We start from the raw sequence: 17,800 nt of genomic DNA, 5'->3' as shown, positions 1-17,800 counted from the left end.
TGGTGCCTCGGCCGGGGTGGATGTCCGGCCGAGGCAGCGTGGTGGTCAGGCTGTGCGGACGTGTTCGCTGCGGCGGTCGGTCAGCTTGTGGCGGATCTCCGGTGCCACCGGGGCGGGCCATGCCTGCACGAGGTAGAACTCCACGGGGTCGCCGTAGTTGTCCTCCAGGTCCAGGCCCTCGTTTCGGCCGCGGACGTGGACACGGACCCGGTAGGAGCCCGGACCCGCCGCGGACAGAGGCGGGAGGGTGGTGATGGGGTCGTCCTGGAAGCCGTGTCCGGCGAAGCCGGCCCGCGTGGTGGCGAAGACCATGCCGACTTCGACGACGTCGTCCCACCCGTCGAGGTGGAGTGCCGGCTCCGTCGGGCACGGCTCGTAGGTGAGCGCGATGTTCCCGAAGGCGGTGCCGGTGAGGATGGTCGCGCGGTTCTCGCCTCCGCGGGTCTGGATGAGGCCGTTCAGCCCGGTGTACACGTCGAGTGCGATCACGGCGTCCGGGTCCTTGATCCAGAACTGGGAGTGCGATACCCGGGTCTCGACCGAGAAGGTGCCCGTCATGCCGACACGTAGAACTTGTCGCCGTCCAGGACGCGTTCGGCCGCGTAGAAGGCGCTCAGCGTGCCGCCCTGGCTGTCGTTCTCGCTCTTGGGCACCCAGACGGAACCGCTGTTCGGCGGAGGCGTCTTGGCGGCGCCCTCCAGAGTCGTGGCGAACGGGTACTCGTCGCACGACCACACGGCGCCGACGGGCGTCGTCGGCCCCGCACCCCCGTGCCCGCCGCCTGCGCGCTGCCTGCCGCGCTGACCAGCGCGGCCAGCCCCCCGATCACCCGTCGGCGCACAATCACCAGAACCCCCTTGTCTGCGGATCGCTCCGCGTCCCTCGACGGCCTCGGCGGGCGGTGCGACAACCCACGCGGGCGCCATCGAACATGCGTCGTCTACCGCCGAAGCGGTTCCGGACGGCATTGATCGTTTGCCGCCCGTCCACAGAGCACGGTCCGCAGCGCGCGCCAAGGGTTCACGACTCCCAGACGCGGCCTCACCTCGCTCCGAAACCGCGGCGATCCGCCCGCCCGATCACTGAGCGGGAGGCGGCCCACTCGGACGGCCCCGGCGGCACGAGACGGTGGTGCCGTGCGGCACCGATGAGGATCTGCGTAAGCGCGGCTCTGGCCGGGATTTCGTGAGTGACTGTCGGCATCTCGTCCTGACCGTGGCTGCGTCTACGCTTGACCGAAGGCAGCCAAGCCGGGCGTGGAGGCAGCGATGAGGGTCGTGTTCGTGCATGGGGCGTGTGTGCGGGACGGGTCGTGGTGGTGGCATCGCACTGCCGAACTACTGCAGGAGCGCGGGGTGCTGAGCGTGGCTCCGGCGCTGCCGAGTTGCGGTGAGACGGGCCTGCCCGGCGGGATGGGCGGTCCGGGGCTCTCCGAGGACGTCGCGGCGGTGCGGCAGGCGCTGCTGGACGGCTACGAGCCCACCGTTGTGGTCGCCCACAGCTATGGCGGCATCATCACCGCGGAGGCCGCTGCGGGTGTCCCGTCGGTGCGCCATCTGGTCATGGTCTCCAGCTACCTGCCCGAGGCCGGCCAGAGCCTGTCGGACTTCGGGGACGGCGCCCCCGCGCCCTTCCTCGACGTCGACGCCGATGCCGGCACCTTCGGGGTTCGCCCCGAGCTCCTCGTCGACACATTCCTGCAGGACTGCGACCCCGAGGACCAGGCGCAGGCGGCGGACCACCTCGCCCGCCAGAGCGTGCAGGTGACCGGGCAGCCGGTCGGAGCGGCGGCATGGCAGCACGTGCCGTCGACGTACCTCGTCTGCGCCCGGGACCGGGGCACCCCGCCACGCCTGCAGCGAGAGTTCGCCCGCCGGGCCGGCAACGTCGTCGAACTCGACACCGGCCACCATCCGTTCCTCTCCCAGCCCGCCGCGGTCCGGGACCTGCTGCTGGGCCTGTGACGCCAGCCGCAGACCGTCACCGTGACGCTCCCCCGGCGGCGCGGGCGGCGATCCGACGCGGGCAGCGATCCGACGCTGGCGGCGGGCGCCTCGGCTGGCCGCGACGCGCTTGAGCAGATCGTCCAGGGCCGGGGCGAGTGCGCAATGTGGCGGGTGGTCGGCGGGGTCTAGAAGCGTCGCGCCCACGACTTCAAGCTAAGGACCAGAAAGCCGAAGAACGCCCAGACACCGATGGAAGCGACGGACAGCAGGCCGAGCAGCGTCATGCCGAGCGTGGCCCAGAACCCGGAGATCGACGTGAAGACCAGCAGGGCAACGAACGCAACAAGGATGAACGGCCCGACGAAGGCCAGCAGCCCGAGTACGGATCGTGCGACAGCGTGCGGCGGGCGGGACATGCTTCCCTCCTGAGACAGACGTGCTGCCAGTATTCCGGGCGTGTCGGCGGCTGAGGTGAGTATGCGTACTCAATTGGCGGGTTCCGGCCGCTCGCTGGCCGGGGTGGTGGCGGAGGCCAGGGAGGGGTGGTTCGGAGAGGGCGCGGGTGCGCAGGTGGGGAGCCCCAGGACCATTGGGAGACTCCGGTGAGCATTCCTCAGTGCCCCGCCCGGCCTGACGACAACGGCGACCAGGCCGATGTCGCCGAACCGCCGCGGCAGCCGTCCCGGCCCGGAGCGGACCGCGTACCGGCTCGGTGATATCCAGCCCGAACAAGTCGACCGCTGTGCTGCGCGCCGACGTCCTCGGCGCTCTCGCCGCCGCCGAGCGCGCCCCGGAGCCCGCAGTGACGACCAGGACGAACAATCACCGGAGCCCGGCCGGCGGGAAGCCCGGCCGGGCTCCGGCGGTGCGGACGGTCACGCATCACGGGCATCCGGTGGGGCGTCCGGGTTTGCCTACGTCGGCGGGCGCCGGCGGCCCGGGCGTTCCGGTTCTCGGCGGCAGGCGTCCAGGGGCCGCTGCCGGACCCACTGCCCACCGTCGATCCGTCCTGCTGGACGTGCGTGTGCGGGTAGCGGACCGAGATTTGCTGTGAGCGGGTGATCGATTCGGGTGAGGGGTCCGGGTCGGCCAGGTTCAGCGGTCATGGTTGGTCTGTGGGGGCGGCGGACTCCCCGGCCACACTTCGAACGCCTGTGAGATCCCTGCCGGCGGTCCGGCGCGGAAACGCGCGCGGATCAGTGCATCGACCTCTGCGACGGCATCGGCTCGACCGCTGAGCTCCACCTTCACCGGACCGGCACCGGCATCGGCGATGGCGACCGGCCCTGCGGCGGCTTGTTCGACCGGCGCCGACGTGTCCACCTGCCAGCGGGTGCGGACCACCTGATCGGCGGGTGAGACGTAGTCCCCCGCCGTGCCGGGACCAGGGACGACGATCAGTCTGAACGACTGCCCGACCGTGTCGGCGACCACGTTCGCCACGGGGGGTGCGCCGGAGATCGACATGTGCACCATGGCGCTCGGTTTCCGTGAGCCACTGGTACTGGTCATCGCTCTCCTCTGAGGTTGGGCTCCTTTCCCCAGGGTCAGCCAGTGCGAGGTTCCCCGCATCCGTTCAGCAGGGGCGTCCCGCTCGGGTGCGCGGGACGCCGGCGGCTCGACCCGGCCGAAGCGCGGAGGAATGCCACAGCCGTGCCGTGCTTCATCGAGCAGGACGGCGGCGGCCCGCCGTTGGCCGCGCCAGGGTTGACCAGTTCCAGGTCGGCCCAGCTGCCGGAGGCGGCGGGCAGACAGCTGCGCTGTCAGCCCGGCTCACCCGGCTACGGCCTCACCGTCCGGTGTGCCGTCGAGCCCGCGCTGGCAAAGTCGCCCGCGGAACGATCCCGCAACGGCCGGATTGTCCGCCGATGGCCCTCTCCGACGTCGCGTGATCAACGCTACTCCACGACCCTCCCGCCAACCGCTACCGTCGAATTGGCGAGCGGACCCTGCCGGAGGGATGGCGTCCTCCCCGTGTGAGCGGGGATCAGCCATCTGGGTTGATGAGCCCGAGACGCTACGGCCACTCGCAGTGGAGGACGGTCGACTCCCCGAGCCGACTGACGGACAGGTCCCGGCTCGGTCACGGCATCATCACGCCGCACGCACGGAACGGTGCGTATCACTACCGTCACCCTGACAGTCAGCACCACCTCCCAGGGGACCCCATGCGCCGCACCGCCCTCACCATCCTCGCTGCCACGGCTCTAGCCACCACCGCCGCGTGCTCCAGCAGCAGTACCTCGGACAAGGCCGCGGCTCCGGCTCCGACCACTGCAGCCGCCGCGCCGCAGTCGAGCACCGCAGCCGCCGTCCCCTCGGCCCCTGGCGGCGCCCCGGCCGCAGAATCCGATGCGGCCTCCGTGCTCGCGAAGATCGCCGCAGCAGTCACGACCGTGAAGGCCGGCGGTCAGGTCACCGCCGAGTCCGACCCGAACCACCTGCTCGGGCGCCCGGGACAGTACACCTCGAAGATGACGTTCACCGACAGCCGCATCAAGGCGGCCGACGTCGAAGGTGAGGCAGCTGACTCGGTGGCCCGCGGCGGCGCGATCGAGGTCTTCGCGACCGAGGCCGATGCGAAGACCCGAGCCGCCTACATCCAGGGCATCGTCAAGGGGATGCCGGCGCTCATGGAGTACGACTACGCCAAGGGCCCCGTCGTGGTCCGGGTGTCGAAGTACCTGACGCCTGACCAGGCCAAGGCGCTGGCCGCCGGTCTCTGAGCGCATGACGAAGTGCCCCGCCCGGAAGTCCGGGCGGGGCACTGTCCGGCGGCCGCGATCAGTGCGACGGAATGCGATGCCCGTCGCTCGCGCTTCTCCCACCCACCCGGGCGCCTGCCACCTGCCCTGCCGGACGGCTGGGTACGGGCGGCAACTGCGAGCCGGCGCGGACCGCAGCCGCGTGGGGCCAGCAGTGGTAGGAGTCTGTGATCTGGCCCCCGGCGACGGCTGGCCGCCTTCACTGGCAGCCGACCGGACCGCTCAAGCGAAGTCAGCGGTCGAGGTCGCGCAGGTCGTCGCCGCCGCACAGACCTGTCCGGCAACACACAGGCAACCTGTCGGCCGCGATCTCCCGAACACCTTGCAGGCGAGCCCTGTCGGGCTCCACCACCGTGAGGACCTCGAACGCGATGCCAGCCCAGAGGGATCGATTCGACATCACCTCCTCATAGAGCAGCCAGAGACCTTGCACAACGATGTCTCGGCACAGTTCCGGAAGATCGAGTCCTCGTCGAGCGGACTCCCGATCCGTGCCCTCACCCGCCATCATGCGCTGAAGGAGATCGAGGAATCACTTGCGAGCTGTCGGTGCAACATCGTCCGCGAGCGCCGCCAGAGCAACGGACGTCACCGCAGGAGCCGGCTCCCACAGGACTGTCGGGGACCAGACATGCTTTCGAGGCTGACATGGCTCGGTTCCTGCAGGGCCCCCTGCCCGCAAGCTGCAGCAGATCCCGGGCCAGGTGCTCTGCTGAGCCACCGCGTCGCCATGCCACAACGCTCGGCCGCACTCCTGGAGTCCGCGTTCCACCTCACCCAAGCCCTCCTGGAGCGCCCCGACGAGGACCCGCTCCTGCTGGAGGCCATCGCCAGCCTGTCATCCCCCACTATCTCGCCACCGCCCGCACCCCACCGTCGACACCACCGGCCCCGCTGCGCCCGACGCCGGAGCCGGCGGTCGGCCGTCCAACTCTGAAGCAACTATTGCGAAGTTATTGCTTCATATCTAGCGTGGGTGCATGCGACCGAAGCACGAGCCCGGGCACATCACTGACCTGTCACGGTTGAAGGCGTTTGTGAACCCGCTGCGGATGCAGTTGTACCGGCTGCTGTACGCCGCGGGCACTGCGACCGCCTCCCAGCTCGCCGAGCATGTCGACGAAACACCCTCGCTGGTCAGCTACCACTTGCGCAAGCTGGCCGAGCACGGCTTCGTGACCCAGGCGAGCGACCAGAGCACCGACGGCCGCGAGCGGTGGTGGAAGGTCTCATCCGAAGAGGGCTGGGGCTTTCGCGAATCGGACTTCGCGGACACACCCGAGGGCGCCGCCGCAGTCGGCGCAGTGACCCGAGGGATGTTCGACACCCGCGTCGCCCAGTACCGCACGTATCTCGACCAGAAGTCCGCCTGGGGGGAGACCTGGACCGACGCGTCCTTCTCCTCCGAGTGGCTGCTCGACCTCACCCCGAGCGAACTCGCCGAGATGAGCGACGAGCTCCAGGCGCTCGCCCGACGCTGGCGCGAGCGCGGCAAGGCCGCCAGGGCGGCCGGCGACACCGAGGACCGGGAGCACGTGTCCGTGCACGTCTACGGCTTTCCCTTCCGGCCCTGACCCAGCCGAACTCCGACGCGCACTGGAGCCCACCATGGCCGGCCCGCAAGCAGTCCTGTTCGAACGTGCCACCACACCGGCTCACCGTGACGCCAACGTGCTGCGCTGGCTCACCGCCTACACGCTCTCCCTCGTCGGCGACAGCGTGTACTTCGTCGCCCTGGGCTGGTCCGCCCAGAAGGCCGCCGGTCCCACCGAAGTCGGCCTCGTCATGGCCGCCGGAGCGTTACCACGAGCGTTACTCATGCTCGCCGGGGGCGTGGTGGCCGACCGGTACGACCCCCGCCGGGTGATTCTCGGCAGCGACACGCTGCGCTGCATCCTCATCCTGGCAGTGGCCGCAGGCATCGCACTGACGGCGCCGGCCTTGTGGATCCTGGTCACGGTGGCGCTCGTCTTCGGCGCCGCGGACGCACTGTTCGTACCCGCCGTCGGCGCCCTCCCGTCCCGGATCACCACCCCTGACCAGCTGGCCCGGGTCACCGGCATGCGCTCGCTGTCGACCCGCCTCGGCCAGGTCGTGGGTCCGCCGATCGGCGGCCTGGCCATGGGAGTCGGCGGACCCGCGGCCGCCTTCACCGTCGCCGGGGTGCTCCTCGCACTGTCCCTGCCGCTCCTGCTGACGATACGGATACGGCCCCTCGTGGCGAGCGACGCCGAGCAGCCGGCGCCCGGCACCGCGCGCCAGGACCTGCTCGACGGCCTGCGCTACCTCCGCCGCCACCGCCTCATCGGCCCGCTCGTCGTCGCCGGCGCCGTCTGCGAACTCGGGCTCACCGGCACCCTCAACGTCGGCATGGTGCTCCTCAACGCCGAACGCGGCTGGGGCACGTCCGGCTACGGCTGGATCGTCAGCAGCTTCAGCGCAGGAGCGGCGGCCAGCGCCACACTGCTGGCCATCGCCGGATGGCTACCCCGTGCCGGCCTGATGATGACCTGGATACTGCTCGTGGGCTGCGCGGGCGCGGCCACCATCGCGCTGGTACCCACCCTTTGGCTCGCCGCGGTGCTGGCCGCGGTCATCGGCCTGTGTGCGGGTGTCTTCGGCAGCCTGAACAACGCCCTCATGCAGACCGCCGCTGACCCGGCCTACCTCGGCCGGGTCACCTCCGTCGTCATGCTCACCATGGTCGGCATCGCCCCCCTCAGCTACCCGCTGGTCGGCGCCGCCATCGGAGCCTGGGGCGCCGCCCCGGTGTTCCTCGGCTGCGGCACCCTCGCCGGCCTGGGCGCGGTCCTCGCCCTGGCCTCCGACGCGGTGCGCCACGCCGAACTGCCCCGGCAGCAGAGCAAGCTGACTCGCTGATCGGGCTCCATGCCCTGTCCGGCGCTTGCCTGGTCGAACTGACCACCGACCGCTTCTCGCGCACCGGGGACGACGCCTACCTCACCATCGGTTGCAATCCCGTCCTGCTGTCACCGAACTGGCCCGCCTGACAGAGCGGCAGATCGCACGACCGGCGCGGAGCCGATCCGCCTCGGCTTCGACACCGCGTTTGCGGCCGGCTCGCCTGAGGGCGGCGTGGAGCTGAGGGTGGGCATCAGCTGCCCGGAGGTCCGGACCTCCTGCGCGGTGAGCTTGGTCTTCTCAGGGAGGTGGCCGCGGCGCGGGTCGCGGACCTCGTCGGCGAAGCGTGCATGGTGTTCGATGCCAGCAGCCCGTTGTCCGAGCGCCCGGCGGTGAGGTACCCCTTGCCGCGCATCGCGAACATGGCCAGCCCGGCTTTGCCGACGTCCGGGTACGTCGCGGCGTTCATCCGTGCTCCGATGAGCCCCGCTCCCGTAGGTCCGCTCTCGGTCTCACCGACCACTGCCCGCGCGGTAGGCCGTCACGGCGGCCGGCAGGACGGCTTCGACCCCGACCACAGGCGCCTGCTCGATCAACTTGTCCACCGTCAGCAGCACATCACCCTCCCGGACGAACGCCCTCTCGGTGACCCACGGCTGCGCGTCGTCCGAGGCAATGACGGTGATCCGCAGCACCAGGCCCTCGTCCGCAGGCACGCCTGGATCCTTCGCCGACACGGTGTTGTGCGTCGCGGGGCCGTCCAGCGGAAGCACATCGGAGTAGGAAGCGCAGCGCTGCGCTGCGCCGCGGATGGCCGTCATGACGGCGGCAGCCTGGCCGGGCCCGTACCGGTCGAGCGTCTCCTCGCCGTACCAGCCGTCGGCGAGGCCGTCGGCGCCGGTGGGCTGCCGCTCCAGGCCGGCCGAGACCTCCTCCAAGGGCTGGGTGTGGGTGGCCAGGAAGCTGTCCGTCACCAGGTCCGAGCACGGCATCGACATCAGCGGGGCACGAGGAGCCGGGGAGCCGGGCACGGCGGGCAGCAGCTCGAAGCCGGGCGGGAGCTGAGCGGACGTCAGCAGGCCGGTGGCCAGTCGCGGTGCCGCGGGCCCGGTAGAGGCTGGAGCCCCAGCCCCCGGTCGCCCGTCGGTACAGCCCGCCAGCCCCAACCCCACGGCGACCCCCGCAGCCAGCGCTACAGCACGCACACGCACCGGACAACCCCCTCCGCAGTCCCAAGATCGCGCGCATCCTCTCATGCACCGGTGCGGCCCCGAATCGGAGGCGGTTCCCTCCAGCGGGAGCGGCCCGGAGCTGCCCGTCCGTTCGCGCTGGATCCTGAGGAGCGTGCCCGCCTTCTTGCCGGGCCAGGACCGTTGACGCCCTGGCACACAACCGTGGCCCGGTCGTGCTGCCGCGGCTCGTCGTCCGGCAGGCAGCAGCGGCACCCAGCTGGCGAAGCTGAGGGTCAGCGACGACAGTGCCGGCTTCAACGCCCTGCTGGAGCTGCTGGCCCGCCACGGCGACAGCCCGGAGGAGCCCATACCGGCGGCGATCGAGACTCCGCGCGGTCCGTTGGTAGCCGGCCTGCGGGCCACCAGGCGGAAGGTCTACGCGATCAATCCGCCGGCTGCCGCGCGCTACCGGGACCGCAGCAGCGTCGCTCGGACCAAGTCGGATGAGGCCGACGCCCGCGTCCTGGCCAACATCCTCCGCATGACGAGCTTCTCCGGCTCAGCCCCGACGACGTCGGCCGTCGGAGGCTCGGGAAGTGCCCGGTACGTGGCGCCGGCGACGACGACAGCCGGAGCAGGGGTGCTGGCGTGAGCGGGAGCTGCGGCCGACAGGACGGTCACGGCGAGCGTTGCGAGCAGCGTGGCGGCACAGCGCCAACATCGGCGTCACCGCCACCGTCTGCGCCCACGTCCGGCTCCGCCACCAGCACCAAGCCATCACACCCTGGGCGACGACCTCCGGGCAACGAAGAACCCTCAATCCGCCAAGTGCAGAGCCCGTCCGCTGACGTTGCCGTCAAAGCCCAGGCTGACGGTCGAAAATCGACCGGGCCGCCTGGGTCATGACTATTCCATCCCAAAATCGCCAAGCTCGATCAAAAGTCGCTCGCGCGCCTCGGAAAGCCTTTGTCGATATTCCGGATCGAAAACCTCGGACAAGTTTGTCTCTAGAGATCCACTAATCCTCAGAAGTGGCGACCAGACCGCCCGATCATCGACGACTTGGGCGAATGCATTCTGATGCATCATGCGGTCCAGCCAGTCTGACACCACGATCGCTTGATCAAGTGTCGGCGAGACCTGCACCTGCTTGCGCCTTCGACAACTTACACTCCTTTCGTTGGACTTGGATGAACCGCTCGACGCGCCCACATCCGCACACACAACCGCTGATAGATTTTTCCTTGCCCTGGCAGATAGGCTACTGAACTTGAATGCGTGATGTCGGCTGAATCGTGGTGACGTCCTGATCCGAGACACCTCAGGGCCCCCGGCTGGCCGGGCTCACGAAGGTGGCTGCAGCCACCGACGCGCCGTGGTCAGATTCACCTCGATCTCGTCGCTCCAGGAGCAGACCTCCAGCCACGACAGGTAGCCGCCTTGCGCGAAGACCAGGACCTCGCCGGGGCAATCACCGGTTTCCGTGTAGAGCTGTGCATCGGCTGCCACGACAGTGCCGGGGTCGGTCGGCGCGGGCTCCACGTCGATGGTGTTGAGCGCGAAATAGGTGGTCCCGCACCCGCATGTACAGCGGGTTTGCACGCTGAGGTGGGGCACCTGCCTCCGGAGCGCGACGTGAACCGGCTCGTCCGTGCTCAGGATGAGCCCAAGCACGTCGGCTACGTCGTCGGGCAGGCTTGTGGTCATGGCGTCACCGTAGCTGACCAGTGGCTTTGGGCTTCGACGTTTTTCGGCCCGCCCCCCGTGCGCCCGTGGGCCAGCCGAGGCGCTCACGCCTCCAGGGTCAGGCCGGTGCCACCGAGGCAGCCGTCGACCAGGTTCGAGCAGTACTGGATCTGCTTGAGCCGGCGTTTCACGGCCTTGGTGATCTGGCCGAGGTCAGCGGCGGCGAGGTTCCCGATGTCGCGCTTGACTAGCGCTCAGATGCCCTCCTGCGGATTCAAGTCAGCTGAATGGTTCGGCAGTTGGAAGACGGTGAGCAAGTCGGTGTGGGGAAGCTGACCGGCGAGCTGATGGAGTTCCAGCGGCCCCGGGCCCACGGGTGACACGGCCCCTCACATCGCTGGGATCGGGACACACTCCTTCCGCGGGCCGCCGAGTCCCCGTCGGCACAGGGAAGTTGGCCCGTTCCTCACCCACCGCGGCGCGTCGTGGTGCATGATCGCCACGTGAGCACGTGGTGGAACACACGTCGCAACGCCCAGCTGGCAGGACTGGCGTACACACTGGGTCCTTCGGTGCCGAACCCGTCGAAGACCACGGCGTCGGCGAACTCGCCTACACGGCCCCGGTCCTTGCCGGCGAGTGCTGCTGGGCGCCGGGCTCGCGTGCGCGGTGGCGGTGATGACCGCCACGGTCGCCTTCAGGCGGCCGGGGTGCGGCCGAAGCGCGCGGCGCTTTCGTCGTCGAGCTGTTCCAGGAAGTCGTTCAGGGTGTCGGCGGTCTCATGGAGACAGCGGCTGCTGAAGAGGACGGGCTGGTAGCCGGCGATGTCGTACCGGGTGGCGAGCACGGCCCTGATGTCCAGTGCACGGATTGTGGGCTGTGCCAGGCGGCGGATCTCCCCGTAGGAGGACAGCAGGGCCGCGCCGTAGGCCTTGGGCGTGCCGTCCTCGTCGAGGACGCCGTACTCCAGGGTGAACCAGTAGACATCGCTGATCATCTGCAGGACATCCGGGTTGTCGATGCGCCTGGCCGCGCGTCCGATGAGGCGGTAGAGGTCTGCGAACACCGGGCAGGACAGGTGGATCCCGTGGCCGAGGACGTCGTGGATGACGTCGGGCTCGGGGGTGAACAGCGGGACGGCGGGGTGGCGGACGAACTGCACGGCGTGGAAGTAGCCGTCGGCCATCGAGCCGAGGAACCGCTTGTTGGCGACCACGCCTCCCGCGAGGGTGAACTCGAAGCCCGTCATCCGCCGCAGTCGTGCTCCGACCTCGGCGTGCTGCGGGATGTGGTTCGCGGGGATGGGCGCCTGTTCTCTGGCGTCGAGCACGGCGCGGCAGGCGTGCTCGCCCTGCGCCGCCCAGAGCGCCCGGTGGACGATCCGCCAGGTCCGTTCTTCGCTCGCGTTGTAGTGGACCGGCGGTGCGGGCTCGCCGACCCGGTGCCCGACGGCCGCAGCGGCGACGGCCCGGCGCCGCCGCAAGTAGTGCGGATCGCTGAGACCGGGGTGCTCGGCGGGCGCGCCCAGCCGGCCGTCGGCCGCGATGGGCGTCCGCCCCTCTGTTTCACCCACGGATCGGTACTTTCCCAACGGCGTGGACTTATACGTCCGGTTCGGGCGCCGGCCATCAGACCGGGTTCCGGTTGGTGACAACCACCGCGTTGAAGTGACAACCATTGTGTTCCGGCACAGTGGGTGTGCCGACGCTCGGCACCTGCCACCTGGTGACGTTTGCCACCTGGCCAAAGTCGGTGGGTAAGTTGCCCGCCTTGAAGTCCTTCAGGAGCTGGATGACGCACTCCTCCCGGTTCTTGAACGACCCCGTACTGCCTGCGCCGGAGCTGTCGGTCGCGGGCTGGAAGTTCGAGGGCAGCTTCTCGTCCGCGGGCACGTCGCCCGAGGGCTGCGCCCGGTCGGGCAGTGTCAGCGCGCCGGGGTCGGGGCGGCCCGCGAACCCGGTGTCGGCGAACTCGCCCACACGGCCCGGGTCCTTGCCGGCGAGTTCCGCACCAGCGACCGCGGCCGCGCCGTACACCGTGCCGGCGACCTGCTGGAACGGGCCGCCGACGCACGGCACACCGACGACCGCCCGCGCGGCACCCTGACCCCCGTCGTCAACCACCACCTGCGCTGCGCCGCCCTGGCACTGGCGCACGCCCGCGCCTGCGTACAAGCGCAGGCCTCCTCGCCCGCCGAAACCGTTCCGCCTGCCTGACCCCGGCCGAGTCGCAGCGCCGTCCCACCCCGCCGGAGCCCGCCCGCGGCCGTGCCGCGCACAGCGCCTCCGGCGTGCGGCGCGAAACCCCCGACGTGGCGGTCACCTGCCCGGCCGCCGCCCGATCCGACCCGGTCGTCGGACACGACCACTGACTCCTCAGGCTCTCGGTCACCGGACAGCCGTCTGCCGGTCCGCCGCCGCACCGGACCGCGGGAAACCCCCAGGGGTCCCGTCCGCCGAAGTGGGACAGCCTGCGCCGTGCCTGCGCCGGCCCTGTGATACAGCTAGGGCAGCAGGGGTGGTTGGTGGCCGATCGGAGGGGAAGGCCCATGACGGAGCAGCGAGTTGTGATCGTGACCGGGGGCGGTACGGGCATCGGCGCGGCGACCGCGAGGCTGTTGCGGGAGGGCGGCCACGAGGTCGTCGTCTCCGGACGGCGGAGCGAGCCGCTGGAACACGTCGCCCGGCAGTGCGGCGCGCTGGCCCACCCGGCCGACACGACGGACCCCGCCGCCGTGCGCGACCTCGTGGAGAGCACCGTCGCCCGCTACGGGCGCCTCGACGGACTGGTGGTCAACGCCGGAGTCGGCCTCGGCGGGGGCGTCGGCGAGACCTCCGACGAGGACTGGGACCTGGTGCTGCGCACCAACCTCACCGGCCCGTTCCTGATGATGCGGGCGGCTCTGCCGCACCTGCTGCGGGCACGCGGAGCCGTCGTCGCTGTCGCCTCCGTCTCGGCGCTGCGCAACGGCCTGCGTAACGCCGCTTACGCCGCGTCCAAGGCGGCCCTGCTGCAGCTGTGCAGCTCACTGGCCGTCGACTACGGCGCGAGCGGGCTGCGGGCCAACACCGTGTGCCCCAGCTGGGTGCGCACCGAGATGGCCGACCGCCGCATGGCCCGCTTCGCCGAGGATGCGCAGCTGGGCGACGACAACAGCGACGGCAACAGCGACAGCGACAGCGACGGCAACAGCGACGGCAACATCGACGGCGGCACGGACGCGGCCTATGCCGAAGCCACCCGGCTGCTCCCGGCGGGTCGTCCCGCCGACCCGCGTGAGGTCGCCGAGGCCATCGCCTGGCTGCTGTCCCCGGCCGCCTCCTTCGTCAACGGCGCGACCCTCACCGTCGACGGCGGCGCCACCGTCCTGGACCCGGGCACCCTGCCCTTCGCCTACCGCATCGACCCGCGTGAGTCCGCCGGCTGACCCTGGCGCCAGCCGTCGGGGTGGCCGGTGGCCGGACCGGCCGGCCGGTTCAGGGATCGAGCACGCTGTGTCGGGTAAGCGGGTAAGCGGGCAAGCGGGGGAGCGCGGTCAAGCCCGTCGGGTCACGACCCCCGTGCCGGGCGCTGGTCAGCCGGCGGCCCTGAACCGCACGGATCGGGTGGCGGGTCGGCGGTCGGCTGAGCGGCGTCGTCGGTGACTGAATCCCGGTACTTCGAGGCGGAGTTCACACCGTGAGGAAGACCAGTCCGCCGAGCCCGGCCAGTGAGCAGTACCAGGCGAACGGTTTCAGGGTGTGCGTCTGGAAGTACTTGCTGAGGAAGTGCACGGCCGCGTACCCGCCGACGAAGGCAAGCGCGCTCGCGACCGGGACCTGTGCGCCGAGGTCGGCGCCGTACCCGTCGATCAGCGAGGGCAGTTCGAACAGGGCGGCGGACCCGATCACGGGCGCGGTGAGGAGGAACGCGAAGCGCGCCGAGTCCTCGTGGGACAGGCCGTTGAGGATGCCGGCGCCGATGGTGATCCCCGTGCGGCTGATCCCGGGCAGGAAGGCGGTGATCTGCGCCGCCCCGATGAAGGCCGCCTGCCGGTAGCTCAACTGGACGATCCGGCGGTCCGACTGTCCTTCGGCGGAGAGGTGTTCGTCGCCAGGGGCGATGTACGGCTGCGCCCGGCGTCGGCCGGAGCCGTCGCGGCGGAGCAGCTCGACGCCGAACAGCATGAGGCCGTTCACGGTGAGGAAGACGGCGGCGGGGACGGGCTTGCCCAGGGCCGCCTTGAACACCCCGCTGATGGCCAGTCCGGCGATGCCGACGGGCGTGGCTCCCGCGATCACCAGCCAGGCGAGGCGCTGGTCCGGGTCGCGGATGAGCCGGCGGCGGACCGAGCTGCACAGGCCCCGCGCGATCCGCGCCCAGTCTTGCCGGAACCGGATCACCAGGGCCAGCGTGGTGGCCAGACGCAGCCCGACCAGGACGGCCAGGTACGGCGAGCCCGGCGCGGACACGTCGAGGTCGTGCCGCCAGCGCCCGCCGATCACTGCGGGCAGGAGGATGCTGTGGCCGAGGCTGGAGACCGGGAACAGCTCGGTGACGCCTTGCAGCAGGCCGACACCGACGGCTTCGGGATAGGTCAGGACGGACATCTTCGACGACGACTTTCGCAATCGGCGGGAGGCCGGTGAACGGCCTCCGCACGAGGGTGACGCCGCTTCCCCCGTCCCTCGGCGGAGCGAGGTTACTACAAGATGATCTATGCGTTTCGCCGGGTCGCCTGCGGTCGGCTCGTGCCCGGCAAGCGAATTGACGTCACGACAGCAGCCGCCGAGCCGTCGCGCAAGGCCGGCGTTGCGGCAGTCCTCGTCCCGGCGGCGTGCCGGTGGGCGCAGACCTGTACTCTCGGGGCGCTGTTGATCAAGAGCTCGATCGAACGGGGGAAACATGGGTGTGACGCGCAAAGGTGGCCGGATCCTTGCAACGACGGCGGCGGCGCTGCTGACCGTGGTCGCAGTGCCGGGCGCCGCGGAGGCGAACAGCGGTGCGCCGTACATCGGGTACGGCTACCCGAACTCCGCTGTGGCCGTGTCGTGCGTGCAGAAGTTCTACAACGTCTGGGCCTCCAACGGGGTTTGGATCACCGTGGACGGGAAGTTCGGGCCGATGACCGAGAAGGCCATCAGGATCGTCCAGGACAAGATCAACCGCGTTCCCGGGTACTACGTCGGGCCGCCGGACGGGGTCGTCGGTCGGCTGACCGGTACCGCCATGGTGTTGATCGACCGCGATGAGTCGGTGTTCCCGGGCTCGTACCGGGACACGTGCCGGCTGGCCCTCCCCACGACCTGAGGCCCTGCGGCCGTCGGCCCGCCTGCGGCCCACGGCCGCCCCCGAGCCGTGCCGTGCCGTGCCGTGCCGTGCCAGGCCACGGCACGGCAACCGGCAACCGGCCGACGAGTCAGGCGTAGTCAGCAAGGGGTTGGGCAAGTCCGGGGCCGCCCGTGTGCGGGGTCCGGACGTAGTCCTCGGGAGGCTCGGGAAGGATCTGCAGGCAGGCTGCGGAGCAGGTGTTGACCAGGAGCGGCAAGACGTCGGTGGCAACTCGCAGCGAGATCCATGCCTGGTGGATCTCGGCTCCCTCCAGCGACCGGTCACACACGCTGCACCTGCGGAGTGCCGTAGCACCCCATTCTCCGGGGTCGACGTCGTCGAGGTCGAGGTCTGCGGTCTCCACACCGCCAGGTCGGAGCGGGGGGAACGGCGAGCGGAGCTTCTCGTTGCCGTACAGGGCGCGCGTGCTCACAGTGCTGCGTTTCAGGCTCGGGCACCTGGACAGCTCATACGGGAACCAGTGCAGCCGGTAGGAGGTGTACGGGGTGAATTCCTGCAGGCTGCGCATGGCGCCGATCTCCGGGGGGATCCGGACCAGGTTGCTGCCGCAGAGGATGAACTGCTTGACGGCGGTGAGCTTCGCGATGCTGGCCGGCAGGGTGACGATCTGGCGCCGCTCTCGGGGACTCATCTCCACCAACGGCCGAAACACCTCCCGTCCGTCGGCGGCGGCTTCCTCGATCAGCGCCAGGAGGTGCTGCCAGGCCGCCGAAGAGGTGTCCTGACGCTCACTGTGGAAGTGCACCCGTCGCCGGTTGCTCACCCGGCCCTGGTCGAAGCACGTGCAGACGTCCCGGTAGGACTCGCTGCTGCCCGGGACCGCATTCTCCGTGTTGCCCCACCGATTGGTGTGCGGTGCCGGCTCTGCTTCATTCGCCATGTACATGCGGTGCGGTCACTCGATGGCGGGACGGTCCGGCGAAGACCGTCCCCCACCCTCCTCCACACCACTGCACTCCCCACTCTCGGAGCGATGACCAGCAGAAATGGAGAAACCGCGGCTGGAGGACTAGCTGGCTGCCCAGCCAAGGAGGACCAGGCCCAGCAGCAGCCCGAGCATGATCAGCAGGCAGGAGGACCCGCCACTGCCGCCTGTCGGAGGAGTGGTGTGGGCAGTCGGGCGGGGATTCCAGCCGTACCAGACCAGCGCTCCACTGGAGGCCATGATTTCAGGTGCGAAGACATCCCACAGTGTGTCCCGCCAGTGGACGTAGAACGCCATGCCCGCGTCGCGGGTGACTTGGCCGTTGCGCACCCGGTAGATCGCCAAGGCGTCCTTGAGGTCCCCGTAACTGATCATCACGTCCTCGTCCGTGCGGCAGGAGCGCAGTTGCGAGAGCGCAGTGGGGACCCCCTCCGTCGCAACCGGCATGCGCATCCACTCATCGAGTGCAGCCGCGCGGGCCTCATCGAAGGTGGCGTACACGCGCTCGTCGATCTCGACGTGGTTGTCCCCGTGAGCACGCCAGGGAGTGGAGATCCACATCGTTCCCCAACCGGGACCGCGCTCAGTCATGTTCATCCTCCTCAGGCGTGCCGCGGTGTCGCGGCCCGAGGATCGAGTCTGACGAGGTTCCCGGCTCGGAGCCAGAGCTAGGTGTGCATCTGCCGGAGCCCGGTTACACGGGGGCCCAGGTCTTCTGCTTGAGGCGTTCGTAGGGTGTCTGGCCGCCGAGAGCGCCGTGTGGGCGGCGGAAGTGGTGCCTCACCGGGGCGGCCCGGGATGTCGGGGTCCCAGTGGCCCTGGTGACGCCGCCACCGCCTCGCCTCGGCGGGCCGGGCGCGGTCCCCGGCGTGGTGCCGCAGCCGTTTCGCGTGGTGCCCGGGCCGGGGGCGTGGGGCTGTGCTGGTCAGGGGTGGGTGATGCGGGGAGCGCGTTCGTGAGGAGGCGGATGGCGGCGTCGGCGAGGTCGTCGTCGGTGGGCGGGGCGGCGCCAAGGTGCGGCCGATGGGGGCGTCGAGGGCGCGCCAGTGCAGACCGGCGCACTGTCCGCTTCCCAGGCGTGCAGCCCAGGCCGACCGCCGGGACCTCGAACGG

General features: G+C 70.4%; 19 protein-coding genes and 2 pseudogenes. 7 read left to right on the top strand and 14 right to left on the bottom strand.

Features of this window, described 5'->3' with window-relative positions; genetic code table 11:
- Nucleotides 1-45 precede the first annotated feature (45 nt).
- The gene (locus tag ABT048_RS17725; protein WP_350522318.1) at nt 46-558 is read right to left on the bottom strand and encodes a hypothetical protein; all 513 of its coding nucleotides are present in this window, start codon (nt 556-558) and stop codon (nt 46-48) included.
- Entirely contained in the window at nt 555-926 is a 372-nt protein-coding gene (locus ABT048_RS17720; RefSeq protein WP_350522317.1) for a NucA/NucB deoxyribonuclease domain-containing protein, read from the bottom strand. Before ABT048_RS17720 ends, ABT048_RS17725 begins: the two co-directional genes overlap by 4 nt.
- Nucleotides 927-1,268: 342 nt before the next feature.
- Between ABT048_RS17720 and ABT048_RS17715 the strand changes: the two genes are divergently transcribed.
- Nucleotides 1,269-1,964 (top strand): alpha/beta fold hydrolase, encoded by a 696-nt coding sequence (locus tag ABT048_RS17715; protein WP_350522316.1) that lies wholly within the window; start codon nt 1,269-1,271, stop codon nt 1,962-1,964.
- A 167-nt stretch (nt 1,965-2,131) separates the two neighbouring features.
- Here the strand turns inward: ABT048_RS17715 and ABT048_RS17710 are convergent, their stop codons facing one another.
- Nucleotides 2,132-2,362, bottom strand: coding sequence for a hypothetical protein (locus tag ABT048_RS17710; RefSeq protein ID WP_350522315.1), 231 nt, complete (start codon nt 2,360-2,362; stop codon nt 2,132-2,134).
- A gap of 679 nt (nt 2,363-3,041) precedes the next feature.
- Nucleotides 3,042-3,458, bottom strand: a complete 417-nt coding sequence (locus tag ABT048_RS17705) for a hypothetical protein (RefSeq protein ID WP_350522314.1) — start codon at nt 3,456-3,458, stop codon at nt 3,042-3,044.
- 656 nt (nt 3,459-4,114) lie between these two features.
- Between ABT048_RS17705 and ABT048_RS17700 the strand changes: the two genes are divergently transcribed.
- Nucleotides 4,115-4,672, top strand: coding sequence for a hypothetical protein (locus ABT048_RS17700; protein WP_350522313.1), 558 nt, complete (start codon nt 4,115-4,117; stop codon nt 4,670-4,672).
- Between the two features lie 271 nt (nt 4,673-4,943).
- Here the strand turns inward: ABT048_RS17700 and ABT048_RS17695 are convergent, their stop codons facing one another.
- The gene (locus ABT048_RS17695; RefSeq protein WP_350522312.1) at nt 4,944-5,222 is read right to left on the bottom strand and encodes a hypothetical protein; all 279 of its coding nucleotides are present in this window, start codon (nt 5,220-5,222) and stop codon (nt 4,944-4,946) included.
- Between the two features lie 469 nt (nt 5,223-5,691).
- Between ABT048_RS17695 and ABT048_RS17690 the strand changes: the two genes are divergently transcribed.
- Both ABT048_RS17690 and ABT048_RS17685 read left to right on the top strand, forming a co-directional pair.
- A complete protein-coding gene (locus ABT048_RS17690; protein WP_350522311.1) occupies nt 5,692-6,285 on the top strand; it encodes an ArsR/SmtB family transcription factor in 594 nt (197 codons plus the stop codon).
- A gap of 34 nt (nt 6,286-6,319) precedes the next feature.
- Complete coding sequence (locus tag ABT048_RS17685) at nt 6,320-7,591, top strand: MFS transporter (RefSeq protein WP_350522310.1); 1,272 nt, start codon at nt 6,320-6,322, stop codon at nt 7,589-7,591.
- Nucleotides 7,592-8,085: 494 nt separating this feature from the next.
- Here the strand turns inward: ABT048_RS17685 and ABT048_RS17680 are convergent, their stop codons facing one another.
- Nucleotides 8,086-8,565, bottom strand: coding sequence for a hypothetical protein (locus ABT048_RS17680; RefSeq protein ID WP_350522309.1), 480 nt, complete (start codon nt 8,563-8,565; stop codon nt 8,086-8,088).
- 445 nt (nt 8,566-9,010) lie between these two features.
- Here ABT048_RS17680 and ABT048_RS17675 point away from each other — a divergent pair.
- A pseudogene (locus ABT048_RS17675) lies at nt 9,011-9,346 on the top strand (IS110 family transposase); the annotation flags it as partial.
- A 305-nt stretch (nt 9,347-9,651) separates the two neighbouring features.
- On the opposite strand, the gene ABT048_RS17670 reads toward ABT048_RS17675, so the two are convergent.
- The 5 genes and pseudogenes from ABT048_RS17670 to ABT048_RS17655 all read right to left on the bottom strand — a co-directional run bounded on the left by ABT048_RS17670 (nt 9,652) and on the right by ABT048_RS17655 (nt 12,605).
- Entirely contained in the window at nt 9,652-9,891 is a 240-nt protein-coding gene (locus ABT048_RS17670; RefSeq protein WP_350522308.1) for a hypothetical protein, read from the bottom strand.
- Between the two features lie 198 nt (nt 9,892-10,089).
- Entirely contained in the window at nt 10,090-10,452 is a 363-nt protein-coding gene (locus tag ABT048_RS17665; RefSeq protein WP_350522307.1) for a hypothetical protein, read from the bottom strand.
- Between the two features lie 83 nt (nt 10,453-10,535).
- Nucleotides 10,536-10,757 (bottom strand): annotated as a pseudogene (locus ABT048_RS41685) (IS630 family transposase); the annotation flags it as partial.
- A gap of 371 nt (nt 10,758-11,128) precedes the next feature.
- Entirely contained in the window at nt 11,129-12,004 is an 876-nt protein-coding gene (locus ABT048_RS17660) for a phenylalanine 4-monooxygenase (RefSeq protein WP_350522306.1), read from the bottom strand.
- 55 nt (nt 12,005-12,059) lie between these two features.
- Entirely contained in the window at nt 12,060-12,605 is a 546-nt protein-coding gene (locus ABT048_RS17655) for a hypothetical protein (RefSeq protein WP_350522305.1), read from the bottom strand.
- Between the two features lie 374 nt (nt 12,606-12,979).
- On the opposite strand from ABT048_RS17655, the gene ABT048_RS17650 reads away from it, so the two are divergent.
- On the top strand, nt 12,980-13,858 hold the full coding sequence (locus ABT048_RS17650) for an SDR family NAD(P)-dependent oxidoreductase (RefSeq protein WP_350522304.1): 879 nt from the start codon (nt 12,980-12,982) through the stop codon (nt 13,856-13,858).
- A gap of 244 nt (nt 13,859-14,102) precedes the next feature.
- On the opposite strand, the gene ABT048_RS17645 is transcribed toward ABT048_RS17650, so the two are convergent.
- Nucleotides 14,103-15,020, bottom strand: a complete 918-nt coding sequence (locus tag ABT048_RS17645) for an undecaprenyl-diphosphate phosphatase (RefSeq protein WP_350522303.1) — start codon at nt 15,018-15,020, stop codon at nt 14,103-14,105.
- 301 nt (nt 15,021-15,321) lie between these two features.
- On the opposite strand from ABT048_RS17645, the gene ABT048_RS17640 reads away from it, so the two are divergent.
- Nucleotides 15,322-15,720 carry a peptidoglycan-binding domain-containing protein gene (locus ABT048_RS17640; protein ID WP_350522302.1) on the top strand — a complete coding sequence of 133 codons (399 nt, stop codon included), beginning with the start codon at nt 15,322-15,324 and terminating at the stop codon, nt 15,718-15,720.
- 109 nt (nt 15,721-15,829) lie between these two features.
- Here the strand turns inward: ABT048_RS17640 and ABT048_RS17635 are convergent, their stop codons facing one another.
- Nucleotides 15,830-16,648: a leucine-rich repeat domain-containing protein gene (locus ABT048_RS17635; RefSeq protein ID WP_350522301.1), complete on the bottom strand. Its 819-nt coding sequence runs from the start codon at nt 16,646-16,648 to the stop codon at nt 15,830-15,832.
- Nucleotides 16,649-16,771: 123 nt separating this feature from the next.
- Nucleotides 16,772-17,278: a hypothetical protein gene (locus tag ABT048_RS17630; RefSeq protein WP_350522300.1), complete on the bottom strand. Its 507-nt coding sequence runs from the start codon at nt 17,276-17,278 to the stop codon at nt 16,772-16,774.
- Nucleotides 17,279-17,800: the final 522 nt, after the last annotated feature.

The organism is Kitasatospora sp. NPDC096140, from assembly GCF_040303045.1.
GTDB lineage: Bacteria > Actinomycetota > Actinomycetes > Streptomycetales > Streptomycetaceae > Kitasatospora.
The sequence above is the reverse complement of the archived record's forward strand: the minus strand, read 5'-3'. Positions and strand labels throughout refer to the sequence as shown.

What these genes read in the sequence shown, in the direction of transcription:
- ABT048_RS17725 (WP_350522318.1), bottom strand. Translation starts at nt 558, where the DNA reads ATGACGGGCACCTTCTCGGTCGAGACCCGGGTATCGCACTCCCAGTTC.
- ABT048_RS17720 (WP_350522317.1), bottom strand. Translation starts at nt 926, where the DNA reads ATGGCGCCCGCGTGGGTTGTCGCACCGCCCGCCGAGGCCGTCGAGGGA.
- ABT048_RS17715 (WP_350522316.1), top strand. Translation starts at nt 1,269, where the DNA reads ATGAGGGTCGTGTTCGTGCATGGGGCGTGTGTGCGGGACGGGTCGTGG.
- ABT048_RS17710 (WP_350522315.1), bottom strand. Translation starts at nt 2,362, where the DNA reads ATGTCCCGCCCGCCGCACGCTGTCGCACGATCCGTACTCGGGCTGCTG.
- ABT048_RS17705 (WP_350522314.1), bottom strand. Translation starts at nt 3,458, where the DNA reads ATGACCAGTACCAGTGGCTCACGGAAACCGAGCGCCATGGTGCACATG.
- ABT048_RS17700 (WP_350522313.1), top strand. Translation starts at nt 4,115, where the DNA reads ATGCGCCGCACCGCCCTCACCATCCTCGCTGCCACGGCTCTAGCCACC.
- ABT048_RS17695 (WP_350522312.1), bottom strand. Translation starts at nt 5,222, where the DNA reads ATGATGGCGGGTGAGGGCACGGATCGGGAGTCCGCTCGACGAGGACTC.
- ABT048_RS17690 (WP_350522311.1), top strand. Translation starts at nt 5,692, where the DNA reads ATGCGACCGAAGCACGAGCCCGGGCACATCACTGACCTGTCACGGTTG.
- ABT048_RS17685 (WP_350522310.1), top strand. Translation starts at nt 6,320, where the DNA reads ATGGCCGGCCCGCAAGCAGTCCTGTTCGAACGTGCCACCACACCGGCT.
- ABT048_RS17680 (WP_350522309.1), bottom strand. Translation starts at nt 8,565, where the DNA reads ATGCCGTGCTCGGACCTGGTGACGGACAGCTTCCTGGCCACCCACACC.
- ABT048_RS17665 (WP_350522307.1), bottom strand. Translation starts at nt 10,452, where the DNA reads ATGACCACAAGCCTGCCCGACGACGTAGCCGACGTGCTTGGGCTCATC.
- ABT048_RS17650 (WP_350522304.1), top strand. Translation starts at nt 12,980, where the DNA reads ATGACGGAGCAGCGAGTTGTGATCGTGACCGGGGGCGGTACGGGCATC.
- ABT048_RS17645 (WP_350522303.1), bottom strand. Translation starts at nt 15,020, where the DNA reads ATGTCCGTCCTGACCTATCCCGAAGCCGTCGGTGTCGGCCTGCTGCAA.
- ABT048_RS17635 (WP_350522301.1), bottom strand. Translation starts at nt 16,648, where the DNA reads ATGTACATGGCGAATGAAGCAGAGCCGGCACCGCACACCAATCGGTGG.
- ABT048_RS17630 (WP_350522300.1), bottom strand. Translation starts at nt 17,278, where the DNA reads ATGACTGAGCGCGGTCCCGGTTGGGGAACGATGTGGATCTCCACTCCC.